General features: G+C 65.9%; 17 protein-coding genes. 13 read left to right on the top strand and 4 right to left on the bottom strand.

The window, feature by feature from the left end:
- Nucleotides 1-31 precede the first annotated feature (31 nt).
- A complete protein-coding gene (locus tag DDQ50_RS05230; RefSeq protein ID WP_116755604.1) occupies nucleotides 32-403 on the bottom strand; it encodes a nuclear transport factor 2 family protein in 372 nt (123 codons plus the stop codon).
- Nucleotides 404-885: 482 nt separating this feature from the next.
- On the opposite strand from DDQ50_RS05230, the gene DDQ50_RS05225 reads away from it, so the two are divergent.
- Both DDQ50_RS05225 and DDQ50_RS05220 read left to right on the top strand, forming a co-directional pair.
- Nucleotides 886-2739, top strand: a complete 1854-nt coding sequence (locus DDQ50_RS05225; protein WP_116755603.1) for a rhamnan synthesis F family protein — start codon at nucleotides 886-888, stop codon at nucleotides 2737-2739.
- Entirely contained in the window at nucleotides 2736-4640 is a 1905-nt protein-coding gene (locus tag DDQ50_RS05220; protein ID WP_116755602.1) for a rhamnan synthesis F family protein, read from the top strand. Before DDQ50_RS05225 ends, DDQ50_RS05220 begins: the two co-directional genes overlap by 4 nt.
- Nucleotides 4641-4867: 227 nt before the next feature.
- Here the strand turns inward: DDQ50_RS05220 and DDQ50_RS05215 are convergent, their stop codons facing one another.
- The 3 genes from DDQ50_RS05215 to DDQ50_RS05205 form a co-directional block, all read right to left on the bottom strand.
- The gene (locus DDQ50_RS05215) at nucleotides 4868-6814 is read right to left on the bottom strand and encodes a rhamnan synthesis F family protein (protein ID WP_116755601.1); all 1947 of its coding nucleotides are present in this window, start codon (nucleotides 6812-6814) and stop codon (nucleotides 4868-4870) included.
- Nucleotides 6811-8718, bottom strand: coding sequence for a rhamnan synthesis F family protein (locus DDQ50_RS05210; protein ID WP_116755600.1), 1908 nt, complete (start codon nucleotides 8716-8718; stop codon nucleotides 6811-6813). Before DDQ50_RS05210 ends, DDQ50_RS05215 begins: the two co-directional genes overlap by 4 nt.
- Before the next feature lie 77 nt (nucleotides 8719-8795).
- A complete protein-coding gene (locus tag DDQ50_RS05205; RefSeq protein WP_116755599.1) occupies nucleotides 8796-9278 on the bottom strand; it encodes a glycosyltransferase family protein in 483 nt (160 codons plus the stop codon).
- A gap of 1715 nt (nucleotides 9279-10993) precedes the next feature.
- On the opposite strand from DDQ50_RS05205, the gene DDQ50_RS05200 reads away from it, so the two are divergent.
- The 11 genes from DDQ50_RS05200 (at nucleotide 10994) to DDQ50_RS05150 (ending at nucleotide 23287) form a co-directional block, all read left to right on the top strand.
- Nucleotides 10994-11947 carry a glycosyltransferase family 2 protein gene (locus DDQ50_RS05200; protein WP_116755598.1) on the top strand — a complete coding sequence of 318 codons (954 nt, stop codon included), beginning with the start codon at nucleotides 10994-10996 and terminating at the stop codon, nucleotides 11945-11947.
- Between the two features lie 47 nt (nucleotides 11948-11994).
- A complete protein-coding gene (locus DDQ50_RS05195; RefSeq protein ID WP_116755597.1) occupies nucleotides 11995-13764 on the top strand; it encodes a glycosyltransferase in 1770 nt (589 codons plus the stop codon).
- Nucleotides 13765-13809: 45 nt separating this feature from the next.
- Entirely contained in the window at nucleotides 13810-14718 is a 909-nt protein-coding gene (locus DDQ50_RS05190) for an ABC transporter permease (protein ID WP_116755596.1), read from the top strand.
- Nucleotides 14718-15959, top strand: coding sequence for an ABC transporter ATP-binding protein (locus DDQ50_RS05185; protein WP_116755595.1), 1242 nt, complete (start codon nucleotides 14718-14720; stop codon nucleotides 15957-15959). Before DDQ50_RS05190 ends, DDQ50_RS05185 begins: the two co-directional genes overlap by 1 nt.
- Before the next feature lie 116 nt (nucleotides 15960-16075).
- Complete coding sequence (locus DDQ50_RS05180) at nucleotides 16076-17056, top strand: class II aldolase/adducin family protein (RefSeq protein ID WP_116755594.1); 981 nt, start codon at nucleotides 16076-16078, stop codon at nucleotides 17054-17056.
- Complete coding sequence (locus DDQ50_RS05175; protein ID WP_116755593.1) at nucleotides 17053-18708, top strand: NTP transferase domain-containing protein; 1656 nt, start codon at nucleotides 17053-17055, stop codon at nucleotides 18706-18708. The genes DDQ50_RS05180 and DDQ50_RS05175 overlap by 4 nt, the downstream gene beginning before the upstream one ends.
- Nucleotides 18705-19139: a GtrA family protein gene (locus tag DDQ50_RS05170; protein ID WP_116755592.1), complete on the top strand. Its 435-nt coding sequence runs from the start codon at nucleotides 18705-18707 to the stop codon at nucleotides 19137-19139. Before DDQ50_RS05175 ends, DDQ50_RS05170 begins: the two co-directional genes overlap by 4 nt.
- Entirely contained in the window at nucleotides 19136-19852 is a 717-nt protein-coding gene (locus DDQ50_RS05165; RefSeq protein WP_116755591.1) for a glycosyltransferase family 2 protein, read from the top strand. The genes DDQ50_RS05170 and DDQ50_RS05165 overlap by 4 nt, the downstream gene beginning before the upstream one ends.
- Nucleotides 19849-20466: a PI-PLC domain-containing protein gene (locus DDQ50_RS05160; RefSeq protein WP_116755590.1), complete on the top strand. Its 618-nt coding sequence runs from the start codon at nucleotides 19849-19851 to the stop codon at nucleotides 20464-20466. The genes DDQ50_RS05165 and DDQ50_RS05160 overlap by 4 nt, the downstream gene beginning before the upstream one ends.
- The gene (locus tag DDQ50_RS05155; RefSeq protein WP_240614290.1) at nucleotides 20454-22577 is read left to right on the top strand and encodes a glycosyltransferase 87 family protein; all 2124 of its coding nucleotides are present in this window, start codon (nucleotides 20454-20456) and stop codon (nucleotides 22575-22577) included. Before DDQ50_RS05160 ends, DDQ50_RS05155 begins: the two co-directional genes overlap by 13 nt.
- Nucleotides 22574-23287: an HAD family hydrolase gene (locus tag DDQ50_RS05150; RefSeq protein ID WP_116755588.1), complete on the top strand. Its 714-nt coding sequence runs from the start codon at nucleotides 22574-22576 to the stop codon at nucleotides 23285-23287. Before DDQ50_RS05155 ends, DDQ50_RS05150 begins: the two co-directional genes overlap by 4 nt.
- Nucleotides 23288-23314 lie beyond the last annotated feature (27 nt).

Below are 23314 nucleotides of genomic sequence, written 5' to 3'. Positions count from 1 at the left end.
TATCTATTCTGCAAACTCCGGTCGGCAGGCTTCACCCACTCGGCAGGACCGGCGTTCCCGGGTGGAACCGCATCACCGAGCCGTCGTGGCCGCTGGTGTCCCACAGCGAGGTATGCCGGCTATCGCCCTCTGCGCGATGGACGCGGAATTGGACGAGCACCAGGTCGGGTCCGAGCTGGTTGTACAGCCACTCCGAGGTCCCGGGCGCCGGCCGCGGCTCCTCGGCCTCCAAGGCTTCGACGATCTCGTCGGACGTCCAACGCCGTCCCGAACGCCCGATCTCTGCGAAGTCCGGGGACAACAGCGAAGCAAGCTGCTCCTTATCCCCGCGCACGGCGGACCGGAGGAGAGCCTGCTCGGCTTCTTTGACCAATGCGAACGCGGCTGACTCGGCTTCCCACATCGTTCGACCGTAGCGACGATGGCGGTTTGGATCCACGCACGACGAACGGGCGCGAGCGCGGAGTCGTCCACGAACTCAGCTATAGCGTTCCACCAGTGCAGCGACGATGACTAGTGCGACGATCGCCAGTGCGACCGCACCGAGGAAGACATAGGAAGCCCTCTTCATCCTTCATACGGTGTCATCGTCCCAGCCCAGGCACCAGCGGCTCACTCGACCACTGACGCCTTGCCACCGCCGAACCTGCCGCTGACTACACGTTCACAGCGGCTGATATTGGGCTGTTGCTCTCGATACGCGGCTTCGCCGCTGCTCGAGCCGTCTCGGTACGGCCCTGCGGGCCTACTCGACGTCCGAAGATTCACGGGAGGAGCACACGCTGAGTCGACGGGTGCGGGCGGGATGCGCGAGACTGGCTGCATGCGCGGCTTCGTCTTCGCCGTGGAGCGACGCTCCCGGCTGCACCCCTCACGCATTCCTGGATGAGCGACCTCACCACGACCCCGCCGACCGGTCCGACCGCGTTCCCCGCTGACGGCCGACGCCTCGTCATCTACGTCTTCTTCGACCCGCAGGGCGTGGTCGACGACTTCGTCCCGTTCGCCCTCGACGCGCTGCGCGCGCACTCCGCCCACCTGCTCGTCGTCGTCAACGGCACGGTAGAAGAGGCCGGGCACCGTGTCCTCATGGCGCATTCCGACACCGTGCTCGTCCGCGAGAACCAGGGCTTCGACATCTGGGCCGAGAAGCACGCCATCGACCACCTCGGCGACGCCATCGCGGAGTACGACGAGGTCGTCCTCACCAACGACACCTGGTACGGGCCCGTTCGTGAGTTCGCCCCCGTCTTCGAGAAGATGGATGCTCGAGCGCTCGACTTCTGGGGCATGACGGAGCACCCGGCAGAGGCCGCCATCCCCGGTGTCAGCGCCGCACTCCCCCGCCACCTGCAGTCGTTCTGGATCGCCGCCCGCCGTTCGATGATCTCGTCCGACGCCTGGCGTGACTACTGGCGCGACCTGCCGCCCATGAACAGCTACTGGGATGCTGTCTCGCTGCACGAACTGCGCTTCACCGAGCACTTCGAGAACGCCGGCTTCACCTCCGGAACCGCATTCCCAGCCGAACCCTACGGCCCCGGCAACGCCTCCATCCTGCTCGCCGATGTGCTCATCGCCGACGGCTGCCCCCTGCTCAAACGGCGGATCTTCCACCACTACCCCGCCTACTTCCACCGTCACGCCGTCATCGGTCGCTGGACGCTCCAGGAGGTCGCCCGCCACGGCGTCTACCCGCTGCGACTCGCGATGTCGAACCTCGCCCGCACCACGGCACCTGAGGTGCTCAACGCCGACGCGGGTCTGCTCGAGGTGCTGCCCGACGTGGACACCGGGTTCGATCGCGTACGTCCGCCGCACCTGCTCGCCGTGATCCACGCGGAAGACACCGAGTCGCTCGACGACGCTCTCAGGCGCCTGGGATCCCTTCCCATTCCCTACGACCTGGTCGTCACCACCTCCGCTGCCGTCGCCGAGGAGGCCGCCGCCCGGCTCGCACGCGGCACGGTGCCCGGCAACGTCGAAGTCGTCGTCGCCGATGACTCCGCGAGCGCCACCGAGAGCGTGCTCGACGCCTGCCGCGACCTCATCGCCCAGCAGGACTACGACCTGGTGCTGGCGGTCAACGCAACAGCCCTGTCGCGCCACGACCCGCGGTTCAACTCCGATCGCTACCGTGCCCGCCACGCGCTCGACTCACTGCTCGGTTCACCCGGCCACGCATCCAATGTGCTGGCGCTCTTCCAGGCCGAGTCAACACTGGGAATCGTGCTGCCGCCGACGGTCGGGATCGGCTCGCCCGAACCGACTCAACAGGTGGACTTCGGCCGATTGGGCGCACTCCGTGAACGCCTCGACATCCGCGTGCCCAGCGACGGCGAATACCCGCTCGCCCCCGACGCCGGATCCTGGATCGCGCGCCCGGCGGCCCTCCGACTCCTGCTATCAGACGAAGAACTCGTCGGTTCCGGGGTCGGCTCGCACCTTCTCGGCTCCGTGCTCGTGCCCGCCGCCGCCCAGCTCGGGTTCCATCACCGGACGGTGCTCGACCCACGGCAGGCGTCCATCAGCCACACCTCGCTCGAGTACAAGGTCGACCAGCTCGGTTCCTCGACCTGGGGTTACCCGCTCGACCAGATTCAGATGCTCCAGCGCGTCGGTCTGCGCGGCGGAGCCGGGTTGCGCGCCCTCGCGAAGACCTACCTCTCGCTCAACCACCCCGGCGTGGCCGGCCGCCTGATGGGCCTGCGCAACAGGGTCCGCGGAGGACGACGATGACCGCCGCCGCCCCGATGTTCCCGTCCGGCGGGCAGCGGCTCGTCATCTACGCGATGTACGACGAGCGCGGCGAGGTCGCCGAGTACGTGCTGCACGCCCTCGCCGCCCTGCGCGCGCACAGTGCGAAAGTCCTGGTCGTCGCGAACGGGACCGTCACGGGAGAAGCGCGGGCAGCCCTGTCCCGCGTGGCCGACGAGGTACTCGTACGCCCGAACGAGGGCTTCGACATCGCCGCCCAGCGTGCCGGGCTCGATCACATCGGCGCGGCTCTCGCCGACTACGACGAGGTCGTCCTCACGAACGACACCTGGTTCGGGCCGGTCGACTCGTTCGACGACCTGTTCGAGCGGATGGACGCGACACCCGTGCACTTCTGGGGCATCACGGAGCACGGCGAGGAGACCCCCAACCCGCTGACCGGAACGGGCGTACTGCCGGCGCACCTGCAGTCCTACTGGATCGCCGCCCGCCGAGACCTGCATCAGAGCGCCGAGTGGAGCACCTACTGGCGCGAACTCGGCCCGCTGCGCCTCTACAACGACGCGGTCCTCACGCACGAGATCCCGTTCACCGGCCACTTCACCCGCCTCGGCTTCACGGGTGTCGCGGCATACCCGGCGAGCGCCTACCCCACTCCGAACGCTTCGCTGTTCCACGCCGACCTGCTGCTGCGAGACGGCTCTCCCGTGCTCAAACGCCGGCCGTTCTTCCACGGCCCGTGGATCCTCGACCGGCATGCGACCATCGACCGTTGGACGCTCGACGAGCTCGAGCGCCGCGGATACCCTATGGGCCTCGTCTGGTCGGATCTCTCGCGCCGGGTCGAGCCGCGCGTGCTCAACACGAACGCGGCGATGCTCGAGGTCCTGCCCGACGTCGACGTCGCCTACGACGCCAGCCGCCCATTGCGCACTCTTGTGACGGCGCACATCTACTACCCCGACATGACCGACGAGATCCTCGACCGCGCCGACACGCTGCCGGGCGACTACGACCTCGTCGTCACCACCCCCGATGCCGGACGCGCCGCCGCCATCCGGGGCTCCCTCGATGCCCGCACCGCGCGCGGCAGCGTCGAGATCCGGGTCGTCGAGAACGACGGACGCGACCAGAGCGCGTTCCTCATCGGCTGCCGCGATCTGCTGACCTCCGGGCTCTACGACATCGTCGTGAAGGTGCATTCGAAGAAGACCGTCCAGGACAGGTTCGCGATCCGCCGTCACTTCAAGCACCAGCAGTACACCAACCTGCTCGGCTCCCCCGGGTACGCCGCGAACCTCGTCGCGCTCTTCCAGCGCGAGGCGGGCCTCGGTATCGTGTACCCGCCGATGATCCACATCGGCTACCCCACCCTCGGCAAGGCGTGGTGGGCGAACAAACAGCCAGTCCGCCGCATGAACGCGCGCCTCGGCATCTCGGTTCCGCTCGACGATGTGTCACCGCTGGCCCCGTTCGGATCGATGTACGTCGCGCGCCCCGAGGCGCTGCGGCTGCTGATCCAGCACCCGTGGAAGTACTCCGATTTCGGCGGCGCCGAGTCGTACCGCGACGGTGGCCTCGCGCACACGCTCGAGCGGGTGCCGAGCTACGCGGCGGCCGAGCTCGGCTACCACACGCGCACCGTCGCAAGCGGCGAGTACATCGCGGTGAGCCACAGCTCGCTCGAGAACCTGCTCGGCGAGTTCCGGCTCACCCTGCCGGGCGCCGACGACGCCGAGCGGATCGAGTTCGTCCGCGCGTCCGGGCACCTCGGCACGGGTCGACTGCGCGACTTCGCGCGGGTCTACCTGCGCCTGAACCGCCCCGGCACGGGAGCCCGCGTGCGCCGCGTGCTGCGGCCCATCATCAAGCTGCGGCGCTGGATCCTCGAACGACGCCGCGAAGCAGCCGGGCGCCCCTAAGGAGCGCCGAGCGCGGCTGGCGTCATCCAGGCATGTCCCGCTCGCCTCTCACCGCGAGACCGGCGCTCTCGAAGGGCTTCTTCGCTATCCAATGGGTCTGATCCTCGATCGAGTCGGAATCCCCGAGAGACGGACCGGAACGTGGCGCCCTGCAAATCCCCGTCGGAATCGAAGCCCCCACCGTTGCCCGGGAGCCCGAAGACAACCTGGCCGGCAGGGACCCCGGCTTAATGTCGCTGGTTTCGTCGGGCGAGGGACCCGCGCAACCAACCAATCCTTCTACGCACCTTCTGTGCGAGACCGAATACCATGCGGACCCGGCGACCTAGTGCGGCAGGAGCGACCCGCGCGAAGACCTCCACGAAGTCGCTCGTCGTGCCCCAGTCGAACGGCCCTGCTTTGTTCAAATATTCGATCTGATCCATGGTTCGCCGCCCCGGAAGGGTCCTCGAGATCTGGTCCATGGTGTATTCGAGCGCGGTGTAGCTCGTGCCGATATAGCGTGCCGAGGCCACTGTACGAGCATGGAATCCGCGCTCCCCCGCGGCATACACGGGTAGCCTCTCCAGTACGTGGGCAAGGCCACCGTCCTGGTAGGCCTCTGGTCCGCCGAACTCCTCGAACGTAAAATCGGCCTCGAGGAGCGGCGTAAGTGCGGCCGGCCGAGCGATGAACATCGAGCCGTAGGGCGCAAGAGGAGACCCGGCGTCAACGGGGACCTTAATGCCGAGCCGCGCAGCCAGCTGGACGAACGCGGGCTTGTTCTCCCACCACGAATGTCCCATCGTCGGATGTCCGATATGCACCATCGGCGGGAAGACAATGCCCAGCCCAGGCTCCTCTTGGAACAGAGCCACGAGATTGGCCACGTAGCCGGGCGAGCGCAGGAGTGAGTCGAACAATTGCTCCTTGAAGTGCCTGCCCACGTTCGCGGCGTCCTGCGGAGTCTTTTTGGAGTGAAGCTTGACCACCAGGTCGTACCGGCCGCCGAGAAGCTCGTCCCGACAGCCGATCAGGAAAGCGGCTTGATCGCGACCATTGTTGGAGGCAACCACACGTACTTCGACCGATCCGCGCGGATGACGCTTCGTCAACTCCTCGCGAATCATCTCGGCCCGGTCGACCTCCGGAGTAGTCACGATCAAGTCGAAAGGGCCGGGAAGGTGCTCGAGCCTCGAGAGGATTTCACCGGTCATTTCCGGGTAGAAAATGTGGACGGCGGCAAGAATACGGAACGGCGCGTCCGCGTCGTAACGCCCGAGGTCGGTGTCGGGGAGCACCTCCAGCATGGCCGCGTCCGCATTGAGGATGCGCGGCTCGACGTTGCGGGCCAGATCCGAGTAGATGAGTTCGATCGGATACCCATACCTTCTGACGGCATCGAGCGTCCACCTGCCGACCACTGCCAGGTGATCGAGGTACACCGGCCACTGGAAGAACGGCCTCCGTTTGAGCGTAGGGCAGCCAGCCTCGAGGAGCTGCTCGGCGTAGAGTACGGCGTGATTTTCGATGCGATCGGTAAGGGTCGGGTAGGCGACTTCTCCAATGAAGCCGCGGTCGACGAAGTGCTCGGTGAAAACCGCCTCGTGCTTGACGACGGCATCCGCGTATGTCACCAGTTCCGGTAGATCGCGCCAGTAGGCCGCCCACTCCTCGGAACGGAGCATCGGCGCCCGGACCGCCACCCAGTAGGACTGCAGGTGGTACGCCAGATATCCGACCTGCGTGAAGGGGTTGGGCTCGACACGCGCGTGATCGGTCATGCCCCAGAAGTGAAGCGGACGACGATTCATTCGCTCAAACAGGGGCTCGAAGTCCCGGATCGGCCCGTACCAGGTGTCGTTGGCGAGGATCAGTTCGTCCCATTCCTCCAGCTCGTCCCCGAGGTAGAAGATCGCATCCTTGTATGCGGTGACGTCATACCCGCGATTCTCCCGGACGAGAATGCGGTCGCTGACAGGCTCGAGCTTGGCCCGGCCCACGTCGGTGAGCTCGCCGTTCACGACCACGAGCACGTGCCCGCAGTAGCCGCGGAGAGCCTCCAACGCGAACGGAATGTAATCCTCCACGTCGCCGCGCGGGTCGTAGACCACGTAAACGAGAAGTCGGCGCCCCCCGGCCGGGAAGTCGTAGGCCGGCTTAGCGGGAGAGCTGACGAGCTCGGCTGTTTTCATCGCACTTCCATTTCGCTGTCGGCCAGCCGCTTCAAAACGATCCGCACGGCCCGACGCGCGAAACGCGCCAACTGATAAGCGCGGCGGGCGAGGGTGTAAATCGGGGAGAGAAGGCGGGACACCCTCGGGTAACGGAACGTGAGCCACATGCGCGCGACCGCGATCGGCCCGCCGAACGACATGGACCCCATGCGACGGAGGAATCGAATCTGGTCGAGAGGGTAGCCACGGAGCTGAGGCGACAGCGCGTCGACCTTATACTCCAGCGCCGTGTGGCTAATGCTCGCGTGTTCGGCGGTGAGCACAGTTCGCGCGTGGAAGCCGTCCTCGGCAGCGGCTAAGACTATTGTGCGCTCCTGAGCGTGGGCCAGCTCGAGCGCCCGCGAGGCGGCGAAATAGTCGGAATGCTTCCAGCGTCGGGAGAGCATCCGCCGCAACGCCTCTGGACGGGCGACCCACATCCCGCCGTACGGCGCGAGCGGCGAACCCGAGTCGGTTGGTGTGGTCACCTTCAGCTCGCGCAGCAAACGATCGACGGCACCGCTTAAACCCGCCCATCCGTTGCCCATCGTGCCGTAGCCGATGTGCATCATCGGTGGAAACACCAGACCGAGGCCAGGCTCGCGTAAGAAAAGGGTGAGAAGGTTGCGCACGTATTCAGGCGAGTTGAGCAGGTTCTCCACCTGGTAGCGCCGGAAGTAACGACGAACGTTCATCGTCTTGCGCGAGATGCGGCGTGAATGAACCTTAACGACGATGTCGTAACCGCCCTCGAGAAGCACGTCGCGACATCCGACGAAGAAGTCGCTCATGTCCCGGCCGGGACTGGGAGGGACCACGCGGAGTTCAAGACGGGCGAAGCCGATGTCACCGCTCATTTCGATGTCCTGCTGTAGCCGGGCGGCGGTCATGCCATCGGAAACCGTCACTAGCAGGTCGTAGCCAGGTGGAAGGTTGCCCAATCGCTCGAAGACGTCGGCTGATGCGACCACGTCGCTGACGTGCACGACTGCCAGCACCCTCAGAGCGGCGATGGCGCCCTCATCCGCCGAGGTTTTGTCCGGAAGCACCTCGAGCATCCCCAGGTTGGTTGCGAGCGCTCGAGGAGGGACTGAGCGCACCAGCGCGCCGAGGATGAGATCGACGGGATATCCCGTCGCTGCGACGGCGTCCAGAGTGTCGCGGCCGACGATAGCGCGCTGGTCGAGGAAAGCGGGGAACATCTCGAATTGGCGGCGCCCGACCACCGGGCAGCCGGCCTCGATCATCCTGACCGCGTCGTAGAGCAGCGGGTCACCGCTCGCAAAAGCGGAGGCCCGGAAGGCATAGGCCAGCCGCGCACCCCGAGCAGCCAACGCACGACCAAAACGCTGCTCGAAGGCCTCGTCGTCATCGCCTGCCTCGGACCATGCTGCACGCCATATCGGCGAGTTCAGAAGCGAAGGGCTCACGCTTGTCCAGATCCAGGGGCGAGACCTAGATGCGAATCCCTCGTCGGGGAAGTCCTCTTCGGGGTTGTCATGAAGGTTCTCCGCGAGCTGCCAGACGTCCGCGCCCGACGACGCCATGCGCTCAACAGTGGGACCGAAGTCAGCGACGGGACCGAACCAGCCATCGCCGGTAAGGACGACCTCTTTGTATCGACTCACCTCGAGGCCCGAGTCACTGATGATCTGGCCGTAAGTCTCAGATGCAAAAACCGAGGACGGCGACTCGGTGACGTGATCGACCAACGAGTCCAGCCTGTCCCTGTCAGCTACGGGGAGACTGCGCGGAGCCGAAACCAAGACGCTCCCCAGCGCCTCCAGGTGCCTGAGTGCGTTGACGACATGCTCATCGAGATGTGTCCGAATCGGGTCGATCGCGTAGACCACCAGACGTCGCGACTCAAGTCCTGCCGTCATCCCCGCCCATTCCCGGCACGAAGCCGTATCGCACTCCCGCCGGAAGTCAGTCTATCCGGACGACTGAGGACGTCCCTTCAAGCCTCCCCCAACGCTGCCTCGAGCAGAGAGACTGCCCTGCTGTCGAACGAGTGCGCCCGCCGCACCCGCTCTCCGATGGCCGCGAGCTCCGCGGCGCCGGGGAATAGCGAATCGTGGTCAGCGGACAGCATGGACACGAGGTCGGCGTCGTCAGCGAAGGTGCGCACGGCGCCACCGAAAATCTCCTCAATCCCCTCGACATTGTCGGTGACAACGCGACCACCTGCGGCCACGACATCGAAGGGACGGTTCGCGATGAAGCCGTTTCTCTGCATAGCCGGCCAGTGGTCGTTCAGCACGAGGTCGGCCTCCTCGTAGCGGCCGGGTAGGTCGCCGTACGGAAGCGAGACGCCCCTGATGTAACGGGCGGGAATGAACGGGCGCCAGTCCGGCCCATACACGCTTACGTCGAAGCCGGCGCGGATAGGGGCGACGACGGACGGCCGCGCGAGTCCCCGGGCAGTGCCGACGAACAACATTTCGGTTCCCCGTTGACGACCCGACGGTCGGAAAAGGCTCGGGTCCGTGCATTGTAAAAGAGTCCCGACGGCAATACCCGACTCGCGCGACGTGCGCCGTGCCCACGGTTCCGATGCTGCGAACACCCGCCCGAATCCGCGCAGCTCGGCAACCCCGATCTCGTCCGGATGGCTGATGACCCACAGGAGCGATCGACTCTGCTCCGGCGGGTCAATGGGATAAGGCCCCCGAAGAGTGAGTACGACATCGTCCAGATAGGTCGTGGAACGATGAGCAGCAGGTCGCGGGTCTACTACGACCTGCTGGCCCAGTCGCCGAAGGGCAGCGGCGATCCCGCGAGCGAAATGCGTGTCCCCCCAGACCTCGCCCCTTCGCCCGACAGGGGCGCCTGTCTTGACCGCCCAACGGAGAGAAGGAACGCGGCGCCCATCTTCGAGGGTCGTCAGACTGGAGGGCCGTCGATAGCGCGGCGCCCCCCGCGAGGAAGGCACCCTTTCCAGCCCCGCGCCACCGACCAGCATGTCCCCGAACACGGTCCCACCGCCAGATATTCGGGCGTCTGTCGCGGTAGTCGCGATCCCCGCGTCAGCGACAACGAGAAGCGCTGTGAGAACCCGTGGCCCTTCTGTGATCACGCCGGGCCGCGCGTAGGTGGGGGAGGAGATACCCTCCACCTCAAGCTCGGCCCCCGCACGCCTGGCATCATCCACGGTGAGACCAGATAACAGCTCGCCGGGTCCGTCGGGGAACCCTACCCGTCCCGCCGAGACGACCACGCCGTCGCGACCTACCCATAGGGGGCCGCAGAGACCCGTCCGTCCTGCATTAGCCAGGGCGCGCAGATCGTCAACCGACATCTCAGCGCCTGGGCCACGTACCAGGAGATCCCCTGACGGCAGACGCCCGCGGAGAGCGTCGACATCGCGCGTGGCCGAGAGGCGGCAGCGCAGTCCGGGCAGCCACCTCGACAACAGAGCCGTCTGCGCCCAGACGTCGGCCGATGGCCCTGCCACCTCGAGGACCACCTCGTGGTAGTCGGGGTCCCTTTCGAGGTCCAGCACGAGGTCAAAAGCCGCACCGGGGTCAGCCTCGTCCCCCGCGATCTCGATGACGGCGGAGCGGCGCGGGCGCATGCGAGGCGGGCCACCCAGGACGAGGGTGCGCGCGTCCGCTGAGGCACGGGCAGCCTCCGCGGCAACCGATGCCACATCAGCCCACGGGACTGACATGGCCTGTGCACCCGCCCCAAGCCGCACGACCCCGTCCCGACGAGCAGCGCGCCATGCGTGCCCGAGAGGACCGCCGGGGCTGGAAACCGACTCGGGATGGAGCTGGACATAGGCAAGAGCGTCCCAGTTCGGACCGACCGGCACTGTTCCCATTTCTGAGACAAGATAGGCGTAGAGGGGTGGCACGCTCTCGTCGTCGGCGAGGAGGCGCAAGACCGTTCGCTCGCTCATCAAAGGATTCACCGCCAGTCCCCGTCGCCATTCGCCGAGAACGTACCGCGCGACCGCGCGCCGACGTCCCGTCCTAGGTCCGAGCTGTGCGCGAACGAATTCGAGATCGACCACGTCGGCGGCCAAGATGGTCCGGAACCACCACAGGCGGTCACCCAGCCGCGTGAGCCCCGAGAGCAGGCGCGACCCGCGGGCTCGGCGCCACAGCGCGCGCAATCGACGGTCCACTCGTGGATTATAGGTTCAGCCCGCGCATGGCCCGACGACCGCGACGGGCCTGTGGCGGTCTCGATTGGAAAGGGGCAGATATGGATAGCAGCTCGCACTCGAGCGTCGCCGTGATCATACGGACCGTCGACCGGCCAGACTTCCTCCGTCGCGCCATCGACGACGTGTCAGCGCAGACCCACTCCGGCTGGACCATCCAGATCGTCAACGATGGCGGCGACCCCGAGCCCGTGGATCTCGCGGTCGCGCGCGCCAGGTCCACGGGCATCCCCGTCGAGGTGATGCACCACCGGACTGGCCGCGGTCGATCCGCCGCCGCCAACGCCGGCATCGAGGCGACAGTCTCGGACTACATCGTCATTCATGACGACGACGACCTCTGGGACGCGGAGTTCCTGACCAAGACTGTCGCCCATCTGGACGCGCATCCCGCCGACGCCGGTGTGATGGTTCGCACGGAGATCGTGTACGAGGTCGAGCGCGACGGTATCTGGTCAGAGGTCGACCGCGCGTCCTTCTGGCCCCAGCTCGAGCAGATCAGCTACGGCGAATTCCTCCAGTCCAATCGTGCCGTGCCGATCTCGTTCCTCTACCGCCGAGCCGTCCACGACAAGGTTGGCCTCTACCGCGAAGATCTTCACGCCGTCGAGGACTGGGAGTTCTACCTGCGGATTCTCGCCGTCGAGAACGTGGCGCTGCTCGATGGGCGGCCGCTTGCGTTCTGGATGCAGCGGGTTGGTGCACACGGGGCGGCCGGCAACAGTGTGTTCGAGCTCGCGGGCGACCATGAGCGATACGACCGCCTCGTCCGGGACGAGGCGCTACGCGCCTATGTAGCATCTCACGGGCCCGGCCTACCCCTTTTTCTCGCCCGTCTCGTGAAGGACGAGGTGGCGCGACAGCTCGATATGAGGAAGAACCCCGTTGATATCGCTGTCGACCGGGCCCGGCGCTGGAGACAGAACAGGCGCGGAAGGTGACGACGGACGATGTCCCCGCGACTTGGACGCCCGTCTGGCGCTGCCGTATGCCGTCCAGCTCGCGCGAGTCGGAACCGGACCTCTACTTTCGGGGCGACGCGGTACCGCATGGGCGTGATTCCTTCGCCCTGCCACCGGGCGGGCACGTCACCACCGACACCTATTTCGGCGCCTTTCCCGCCATGCTCTGGCGGGATCACGCCGCGTCGACCCGAGTGCGACTCTCACTCGAGACGAGTGGCCCCGGGCGCGTCGAGGTGCGGGTGACGGACAGCGCCGGACAGATCCACACGGTAGCCGATACGCAGGTAACGACCGGTCCCCTCAATCTCGATGTGGAAATCGGGGACTTTCAGTGGCTGTGGTTCGAGGCGACCGCCGGTCCGGACACCATCACTGTGTCCGCACCACGCTGGTCCGTCGAGGGCGCGCCGCGCCGCGCCGGCCAGCTCGCACTCTGCGTCACCACCTTCGACCGCGTGGACGACTGCGCCCGACTCCTCTCCGACATCGCGGCGGACGAGGCGCTCATGGCGTCGGTGGAGCAGGTGTTCGTCGTCGACCAGGGAACACAGGACGTCCGGACGGGCTCGGGCTTCCCGTCTGCCTCCGAGCTACTCGGCGAGCGCCTGACCGTAATCAGGCAGCCCAATCTCGGCGGCTCAGGCGGCTACAGCCGAGGGATGCTCGAAGCGCTTCGCACCGACGCCCGGCACGCTGTCCTGATTGACGACGACGTTGTCCTCGAGCCGGAATCCATCTCGCGCATGTCGTCGTTCGCCGCACACGCGGTCGACACGACGATGGTCGGCGCGCACATGCTGGATCTGAGGCGCCCAAGCCTGCTGCACAGCTGGGGAGAGAGAGTCGATCGGGATCGGGCGTGGTGGGGCCCCGTTCAGCCGGAACTCTCCCCGCTCGACGTCGCCGCGGCCACGCCCGGTCGGCGACCAGAGTTGAGCCGTTCACTGGACGTGGATTTCAACGGGTGGTGGCTCTGCCTGATCCCACTCGACCTCATACGGCGCGTGGGCCTGTCGCTACCTTTCTTCATAAAATGGGATGATGCGGAGTTCGGACTTCGGGCTGCGGACCACGGCACCCGCACCGTGACGCTCCCGGGCGCCGCGCTGTGGCACGTCCCATGGACGTCGAAGGACAACGGGCTCGACTGGCAGGTCTATTACCACGTGCGCAACCGGCTCGTGGTGGCACTCCTGCACGGCGGTCGTCCACTGCGTGTGCTTGCCGAGCTCGCGGCGCAGGACGCCAACCATCTCGTTTGCATGCAGTACGGCTCCGTGGCAGTGCGGCAGCTCGCTCTCACCGACCTGCTGACGGGGCCGCACCACCTCGTCGACACAATCGCTGTGCGTCGGCGCGACGTGCTCGAGATCCTGACTCGATTCGGGCAGGCGGTCGTTCCCGGTGCGCTGGAGACCGTCCGCAAGGGTACGACAGGCATAGCGCGGGGCTCGGCCCTGTCTGTGCTGCTGAATCAGCTGGTAGGACGCCCCCCGGTGACCCCTCCTCCCGTCGTGGCCGCAGCCGACGGCAAATGGCACACGCTCGGACGGCTCGACTCGGCTGCCCTCGAGACAGCATCGGGTACGGGCCACTTCGCTCTCCGGCGGAGTCGCCGTCGAGCACTCGTCATGGCCCTTCGTTCGCTCCGGCTGTACCTGCGCCTTGCAGTCCGATGGCCTGCTCTGCGCCGGGCCTATTCGCATCGCGCACCCGCCCTCGCGAGTGCGGCGACGTGGCATCGAATCTTCGGGTCCGCTGGTCCGACCGGCGGCTCCCCGGAAGTTCGATGACTGTAGGATCGTCCACTGGACGGCGAACGGAAGGACACACCCCGCGTGAGCGATAGAGCACTCCAGAGGTTCGCGAGGCTCGCCGACGAACCCCTCGTGCCGACCGCTAGCGCATCCCGTGGTTCGTGGACGACCCTGAAGGCCGTTATCGACCATCGAGCCCTGCTAGGCCTGCTTGTTCGGCGAGATGTCAAGGCGCGGTATAAGGACAGCGCCCTCGGCATGCTCTGGACCCTCATCAATCCACTCGTTCAGCTGCTGATCTACTGGCTGGTCCTCGGCCAAATACTCGGAGCGGCGCGTGGAATCCCGGACTTCGCCATCTACATTTTTTCCGGACTGACTATCTTCGGTCTCTTCTCGGAGACACTCAGCGCCGCGACTGGATCGATTGTTGCCAATTCGGGATTGGTGAAGAAGGTCTACGTACCCCGCGAGATCTTCCCTCTCGCGACCGCGGGATCGGCGCTGGTTACCTTCGGCGTGCAGCTCATCGTGCTCGTGGCCGCCTGCCTGATCCTGGACTCGGCGCCTCTGTCCATGGGGTTGCTGTATTTCCTGCCGGCCGTGCTCATCGTGGTGATCTACGCCGTCTCCCTAGGCATCCTTCTCTCGGCAATCAACGTCTATCTCCGTGACGTGCAGTATTTGACCTCAATCCTGCTCATGCTGGCCCTGTGGTCGTCGCCAATTGTCTACGGCTGGACGATGGTGCAGCAGGTCATCGACAGGCTGGGCCTTCCGCAGTGGCTGCTTGATGTTTACTCGGCCAACCCCGTGACGATCGCCGTCCTCGGGTTCCACCGGGCGTTCTGGGTGGCCGGCACCCCCAGCGACTACCCTGCCGACCTCGCTCTGCGAATGGGCATTGCCATCGTGGTCGGGCTATTGCTGCTATGGGGATGCCAGCGCGTCTTCTCCCGCCTGCAGGGCAACTTCGCTCAGGAGCTGTGATGACGCGGATCACCGACCACTCGGAAGTCATGCCCCTGGGCCCCAAGATCGTGGAGGTCAACAACGTCTCCAAGACGTTTGTGCTGCGACGGGATAATTCGCTCAAGGAGCGCATTGTGACGCTGGGGCGCAGCGGGCGCGCCCACCGCGAAAAGTTCGACGCCCTGAAGAACATCACGTTTGATGTGGAGGCCGGTTCGACCATCGGTCTCATCGGCACGAACGGCTCGGGAAAGAGCACGCTGCTCAAGGTCATCGGCGGCATCATCGACCCGACGTCCGGGTCAGTGCGGCGACGAGGGAGGATCGCTGCCCTGCTAGAGCTCGGTGCGGGGTTTCACCCCGATCTCTCCGGCCGCGACAACGTCTACCTGAACGCGTCGATCCTCGGATTGTCGAAGGAAGAGACCGATGCGGAGTTCGACAGCATCCTGGCCTTCTCCGAGATCGGCGACTTCATCGATACCCAGGTGAAGTTCTACTCGTCCGGCATGTACGTGCGCCTCGCTTTCGCCGTCGCCGTGCATACCAATCCGGACCTTCTCCTAGTCGACGAGGTCCTTGCTGTCGGAGATGAGGCGTTCCAGCGCAAGTGCATGGACAAAATCCGGCAGTTCCAGCAAGAGGGGCGCACCATCGTGCTGGTCTCGCACTCGGCGGCCCAGGTCACGGAGATCTGCGACCGGGGAGTGGTGCTGAGGGCCGGTGAGATCGCGTTTGTCGGCTCCGCGACCGAGGCCACGAAGGTGCACCGCGAAATTCTCGAGGAGAAACGCAAGCTCACTCTCGACGATCCAGCCGAGGAGGAAGAGCCCGCCTCGTCCAAGATCCGCAGCATCACCGTGCGCAATACCGAAGGGCGCGTGCTGAAGAATCTCGACGGCGGCGAAAGCGTCGTCATCGAGGTAGCCGTCGAGCATTCCGAACCCACGGGCGAATGGAACAGCTCGATGAGCATCGACACCCCCCACGGCCAGCAGGTCTACGGCGCGGGTACCCTTCGCTCACACACTCCGCATCCCGCTGCGCCCGCCGGGGTCTCGGTCATCCGCTACGAGATCCATGAGCTGCCTCTCGCTGGGGGGCAGTACTTCGTCAACGCCGAGATCTCGAACGGCGAGAACAAGCAGTGGGATATCTTCTGGCAGGGAGCCATGTTCTCCGTCGCGGAGGACCCGGACCAGTCCGGGACCGTGCGAGCACGGTCCACCATCACGACGATGGCCGTGTCGCCGGAGTGAAGTCCGGGAGGCCGGTTCTCTCGCATGGAAGAATCGTTGCCACGGCAACACGTCCTCCCGAACGCATACGAGCAGTCGGTTCCGCCCGGCGAGGTCCCGCCTAGAGAATTGGATTCATGAGCGACAGCACCGACATGCTCCCCCGAGGAGTAGAGGACATGAAGTCCTTCGCACTGGAGATCGGGCACGATCTCCGCCTCGTGCAGGGCGCCGGCGGGAACCTCTCCGTGAAGGTCGACAACACCCTCTGGATCAAGGCCTCCGGCACTCGCCTGGCGGAGGCGACCGCACGGCCGATCTTCGTGCCCTTGCGCCTTGCGGAGACTCGGGCGGCCGTGCTCGAGACTGAGTCATTCGGGCATCTCGTACGGGCCGACTACGCCGACTCAGGTCTGCGTCCATCCATTGAGACCGCGCTTCACGCCCTCCTGCCGCATGCCTTCGTCTTCCACACTCACAGCACGGGCGCCATCGCGTGGGGCCTGTCGTTGGACGGCCATCCCATCTCCTCCGAGGGGTGGTTCGACCTGCTCGTCGTGCCGTACGCGAAGCCCGGACTCGAACTCGCCCGCGCAGTAATGGCGGCACTCGGGAGCGGCACTGGATCCGAGCGCCCCCTCGCCCTGCTCCTCGTCAATCACGGCGTCGTCACCGCCGCCGACGACGCGGCGACCGCGGCCGCAGTGACCAGGGCCGTGCACGCACGATTCGCGTCAGCCGCACCCCCCGCTTCCTCCCCGGTGGACTCCTCTGGGACGCCCGAGGGCTGGCGTCTCCTGCACCCCGCGGGCACCGTCGGTGAGGGCGCGTCCCGTCTCCTGCGTCTCGGCGCGCTGACGCCCGATGAGGCGGTCTTCCTCGGGCCGCACCCCTTCGCAACGCGCGACGAGGCCGACGACGCCGCGGCGATCGTCACCGACGACGGAGCGGTATGGCTACGTGACGACCTCGGCCAAGATGAGGCGGAGATCGCCATCAGCATCGTCGATGTGGCGCGGTTGAGCGACGCCCCGCGAGCGCGAGCCCTGACGGCATCCGAGGTCGACTCACTCATCAACTGGGAAGCCGAGAAGTGGCGCAGGAGCCTGAAGCGATGACCCCCCAGCTCGTCATCCCGATGACCGGTATCAGCTCCCGATTCACCGCGGCCGGCTACACGGTGCCGAAGTTCCTCCTCGAGGCCGAGGGCATCACCGTTGTCGACCACGTGATCGACATGTACCCGGGCTGGGACGACGTCGTCTTCATCTGCAACTCGACGCATCTGGACGACCCGGCCCTCGACCTGGAGCGACGCCTACTTGCCCGGCGACCGGGCGCCACCGTCGTCCGCCTCGAGGGCAAGGGCGCCGGGCCCGGCGATGCGATCCTGCAGGCCCGGGATCACATCGCTCTCGACAAGCCGGTCGTCGTCAACTACTGCGACTTCACCGTCTTCTGGGATCCAGCACCCCTGGCCCAGCGCTTGCTCTCGGGCGAGGTCGACGGAGTGATCCCGGTCTACTCGGGCTTCCACCCGCACATGGCCCACTCGACGTCCTACGCGTACGTCAAGACGAAGGGGCAGCGGGCGATCGACATTCAGGAGAAGCAGCCCTGGACTGACGATCCCCGCAGCGAGTACGCGTCTTCCGGCACGTACGGCTTCGCCTCGGGAGCTCTCTTGCTCCGATCACTCGAGAAGCAGGTAGAGGAGGAACTCCTCCTCGGTGGCGAGTATTACGTGAGCCTCACCTACAAGCCTCTGCTGGCGCAGGGCGGACACGTCGAGGTCATGCACCTACAGCACTTCATGCAGTGGGGAACGCCGCAGGACTTCGAGGAGTACCGCGAGTCGAGCCGGGCGATCGCCCGTTGGAACTCCGACCGTCTGATCGGCACTGAGATGAGCGAGGCGAGCCGCGTTGTTCTCGCCTCGGGCGCAGGCAAACGGTTCAGCGACGCTGGTTATACCCTGCCAAAGCCAGTGCTACCTCTCGCGGGCCGCACGGTGCTCGAACATGCGCTCGCCTGTCTCCCCGGGAAGGAGACGGTCGTGGTGACCCGCAAGGATCTGCCCGACTCCGGACTGCTCGGTCGCCTCGCGTCCCGCCTGGGTGCCGCCCTGGTTGAGCTGGAAGGACTGACCCGCGGTCAGGCCGAGTCCGCTCTCTACGGGCTGCGCGCGGTGACCGGGACGGGTCCCGTCACCGTCGGCGCGTGCGACGCCATCCCCACAGGGCGGAGCGCCGCTCTCCGCCGCGCTGTCGAGCTCGCTGGACCGGACGGGTTGGTGGTCTGGCTCGCCCGCCCTTACCATTCCGCGGCGCGCAATCCGGGCCAGTACGGCTGGGCCGTCGCCGGCGATGACGGCGCGATCAACGACATCTGGCTAAAGGAGGTTCCCGGCTCGGACAAGGCGGGAGTCGTGATCGGTACCTTCACCTTCGGCTCCGCGTCGTCCGCCATCGGAATGATCGAGGAACTGATGGCCGACGATGAGCGAGTACGGGGTGAGTTTTACCTCGACAGCCTCATCTCCCGTCAGTTGAGGGCGGGTCGCCCGGTCGTAGCCTTCAATACTGATTCCTTCATCGCGGTCGGCACCCCGGCCGAGTATGAGTCGGCGCGATACTGGCAGTCCTGTTTCCACAAGTGGTCGCATCACCCTTACGCGCTCGCGGCCGACCCGTTGGTCGACCCGCTCGAACGTGCCGAACTCGACGCGGAGTTCCGCGACTTCGTCGCCTTCCCTGGTGGGAGTCGATGACCGCCCGAGGACAGCTCGGACCGTTCCTCCGTTTTCTGCTGGTGGGCGGTACCACGGTGCTGATCGATGCGGGGGTCTACGCCCTGCTGTCCACCACCGGACTCGGGTACGATCCCGCAAAGGCAATGAGCTTCATCGCGGGCGCGGTCTTCGCCTACTTCGCGAACTGGCGCTTCACCTTCGGGCGGAGACGGAGCCGGTGGAGCGAGCTCCTCTTCGTCCTGGTTTACCTCACAGCCCTCCTCATCAACGTCCTGCTCAACGCGTGGGTGCGCTCGATCGATCCCGACTCGGTCGCGGTCGCGTCGCTCGCCTTCCTCGTCGCCACCGGAACGTCGGCCGCCTGGAACTTCATCGGCATGTCGTTATTCGTCTTCGCCAGGCCTGGCGATACCGCCGACCACTCCGCCCCTGATAAGGAGTCAATGTGAGCGCCCCACGATTCTCCCTCGTCATCCCGTGCTACAACGAGGCCGCCGGGCTGCCCGAACTCCTGACACGGTGCCGTTTCACGGCTCATGCCGGGTCGGGCGAGGTCGTCCTCGTGGACAACGGGTCTTCCGATGACACCGCGGCCGTCCTCGAACGCGAGCTCGGGCCCGCGGGCTCCGCCGCTGAGGGCGGGGGCGTTCGCTGGGTGCAGGTGGCTGTCAACCGCGGTTACGGATTCGGAATCGTGTCGGGGCTGCGAGTGTGCGACGCACCCGTGATCGGTTGGACACACGCCGACCTGCAGGCCGACCCGGCGGACGCGCTCCGAGCCCTCGACCGATTCGAGCCAGGCGCACGGACGATCGTCAAGGGCCGTCGACTCGGCCGACCTGCTGTGGACGTGGCCTTCACAATTGGGATGTCCATCTTCGAGAGCCTGCTGCTGCGGTCGCGGCTGAACGACATCAACGCCCAGCCGACGATGTTCTCGCGGGAATTGATCGACGTATGGGGAACACCGCCTGACGACTTTAGCCTTGACCTCTTCGCCCTCTACACCGCACGCAGGCGCGGCTTCCAGGTCCGCCGCGTCCCCGTGCTCTTCGTGCCCCGGAAGTTCGGCTCGTCGTCGTGGAACACCGATTGGTCGGCGAAGAAGAAATTCATCAAGCGAACCGTAGGTTTCAGCCTCGCTCTGAGGAAGTCGTTGTGACCATCATCTGCTCGCATAGGGTCAACGATCCGGCCGATCTCGACAACCTCGACCCGCGCTTCGGGGTGGAGATCGATCTGCATGCGGACGGCGACCAGCTGGTCCTCGTCCACGACGCCTTCACGACGGGCCCGAGCTTCGAGACCTGGCTGGACTCGTATCACCACCGCTTCATCGTTCTCAATACGAAGGAGGAAGGGCTCGAGTCGCGCATCGAGGAGATCCTCGCTGCCCGCGGCCTCAGCGAGTGGGCGTATCTCGACCAGTCCTTCCCGTTCCTCGTGCGCACCTTGCGCCGCGGCGAACGTCGCACCATGGTGCGAGTCTCCGAGTACGAATCGGTCGAAACGGCGCTTGCTCTCGACCCGACACCGCACTGGGTGTGGGTGGACTCCTTCCATGGACGCTGGCCGAGCCCCGGCGACCTCCGCCGGCTCGTTGAGCACGGCTTCCGTTTGATGCTCGTTAGCCCCGAGCTCCAAGGCCGCGACCTCGACGCCGAGGTCCCGATGATCGAGGCGCTTCTCAGAGAGGCGCGGGTGCCCCTGCACGGCGTCTGCACGAAGCGCCCCGCTGAATGGGAGCGACAGGAGGCGGATTGGTGGTGGAACTGAGCGGCGTCCTCGTCGCCTTCCGGTCCGTCCGGCCGGAAAGGCTCTTCTTCCTGGTCGCCGCCGGTGGCGCCGCCGTGCGTGTTCTCCTCATCCTGTTCCTCGTCCCTCAGATCCAGTCGGCGTGGTTCACGCCGTTCTTCGCCACCTTCTGGCAGCAGCCCAGCATCGACCCGTGGCAGACCTATCTGTCACAGGGGGGTGACCCGCAGGCGTTCCCGTACGGCCCTGTAATGTTCCTGTGGTTCCTCTTCTGGACCGGCATCACCCTCTGGTTGCCGTCGTCATTCTCGATCCAGATCGGTATCGCGCTAGGACTCCTAGCAGCCGACGTGCTCATCTGCGTCGTGCTCCGTCATCGCGTGCGTAATGGCGGTCGTGCGGCGACCACCCTCTTCATCATCGCTCCGATCGTCATCTACGCCACTTACGTGCACGGCCAGCTGGACCTGGTCCCCACGCTGCTGATGCTGCTCAGTGCGCTCGACCTGCGCGACCGGCGCTGGCGGCGCTCTGGCGTGTTCATTGGACTGGCTATCGCCGCGAAGCTCTCCTCCGCGCTCGTCCCGCCGTTGGTGCTCATCTTCCTCCTGCGGAACGCTCGATGGCGGCGATACACCCTCCCCTATGTACTTGGACTGACGCCCGGTCTGCTTCTCGCCGCCCTCCCGAGTTTCCTGCCCGGATACAGGATCATGGTGACTGAGACGCCGATGCTCCTCTCGGTCGTCGAGTATGCCGTCGATCTCGGCCCCGGTCTGACGATCGTGGTGCTGCCCGTGGTCTATGCCGCGATACTTGGATTGCAGTACACGAAGAAGCGCAGTAATCCGGACTTGCTCGTGATGCTCATCGGCATCGCCCTCACGGCCACCACTCTTCTGACGCCGGCGAGCCCAGGGTGGTTCGTCTGGTCGGTCCCCATCCTCGCCATCCTGGTGGTGGTCAGCGGCTATCGAGTCACTCTGGTGACCTGGTTGTTCTGGGCGGCCGCGACCGTCACGGTCGCTCTGCGCGCATCGGGAGCCGACTACCGGGCAGCGGATCCGGTGCAGCCGAGCGACTTCGTGGAGGTCGGCTCTTTTGTGATGAACTCTGGGGTCCTAGGCCCCGTTCTCGCCACTGCGACCGTCGCAATCGGCGCCGTGGCGCTCCTCATGGTGTACCGGGGTTACGGCGCCCGCCACGACCTATACGCCCTTAGTTCGGCGCCACTCTCCGTGGCGATCGCCGGCGACAGCGGCACAGGCAAGGACACGCTTTGTATCTCGCTCGCGAATGTCTTCGGCGAGGACGCGACCGCCTTCGTGATGGGAGACGATTATCACCATTACGAACGCGGCGCCCCCGTCTGGAAGAACACGACCCACCTCCACCCCGCGACCAACGATCTCAGCGGTCTCTCTCGCGACGCCCTGAGCCTCATGCGGGGTCGGGGCGTTTGGGCCAAGCACTACGACCACAGCCGCGGCCGCTTCACGAAGCAACGCCCGGTGCATCACCGTGAACTGGTCGTGATCAATGGTCTCCACGCCCTTGTATCCGCTGATGTGAGACGAGCCGCCGACCTTACCGTCTTCACCTCTATGGACGAACGCCTCCGTCGCCAGCTCAAGATCAATCGTGACGTCGGCGAGCGCGGGCAGAGCCTGGAAACCGTCGTCAGCTCGATTGAGCGACGCTATGAGCACGCTGATCGGTTCGTGACTCCACAGGCGGAACTCGCGGACATCGTCTTCCGCATCGAGCCGATCAGTGCCCTCCCCGAGGATGACGCGGTGCGCTCCACCCACCACGAACTACGCCTGATCGCTCAACTCCGCGACCTTTCGTTCGCGGAAGAGCTGCAGCGTTCGCTATCCGCTATCGCCGGCGTCGCGTCAACAATCGAATACCAGGATCAGCCCGGACGGATTCGTTTCACGACCTACCCCGAGCTGCTTGACCCGGCCGACACCGCGGCGGTGGCGAGCCAACTCGTGAAGCGGTCTCGCGAACTCTTCGTGGGTGCGCCGCAGTGGCTAGGGAAAACTCGCGGAGTTATGCAATTGATCGTCGTGCTCGCCATGCTCGAGCGGCGGCGCAACCGAACGGAAGGCCCCTCACGCAAATGAGCGCACCGAAGCTGGTCATCTTCGACCTCGACGACACGCTCTACGAATACGCGCCGTGCGACCGCGCCGGCCGCGCGGCCCTCGAGCGATACGCGGCGACCGAGCTGGGGCTCAAGGCTGCGGGTATTACCGAACTCTTCGCGACGGCGCGTGCCAACGTCAAGAGACGCCTCGGCTCGGTCGCCAGCAGCCACAGCCGGCTGCTCTACTGCCACGAATTCCTCGAACTCGTAGGTCTGAGGAGCGAGCCGCTCGCAGCGCTTTCTATGGAGCAGGAGTACTGGCGGACCTTCCTGCTGACGGCGCAGCTGCGCCCGGGGGCCGTTGAATTGCTGCAGACGCTCCGCTACAACACCATCCCCGTCGCGATGGTGACGGACCTGACCGCCCAAATCCAGTTCCGCAAGCTCACCTATTTCAACCTCGACAAGCATTTCGATCACGTCGTGTGCTCCGAGGAGACGCGCGAGGAGAAGGCCAGCCTGTTGCCGTTCGAGCTCCTCTTTGACCGACTCCCGGAATCCGTTCGCGAGACGGTGTGGTTCGTCGGCGACCGAGACATCGACGCCCCGGTTGACGAACTGATGGCCCGGGGCACCATCGGAACCGGCCGAGGCTTCGTCCGCGAGCCTGTCCCGTCCGATCGTGTCACCCGGTGGACCCGTCTCGCCGAGATCGAGCGCGAGGTCGAAGCGGTCTTCGGGGCGTGATGAGCGCACCACGTCTCTCCCCCCAGT

This window comes from Amnibacterium flavum, assembly GCF_003097495.1.
Lineage (GTDB): Bacteria > Actinomycetota > Actinomycetes > Actinomycetales > Microbacteriaceae > Naasia > Naasia flava.
Note: the sequence above shows the minus strand (reverse complement) of the source record. Positions and strands in the feature narration are given on the sequence as shown.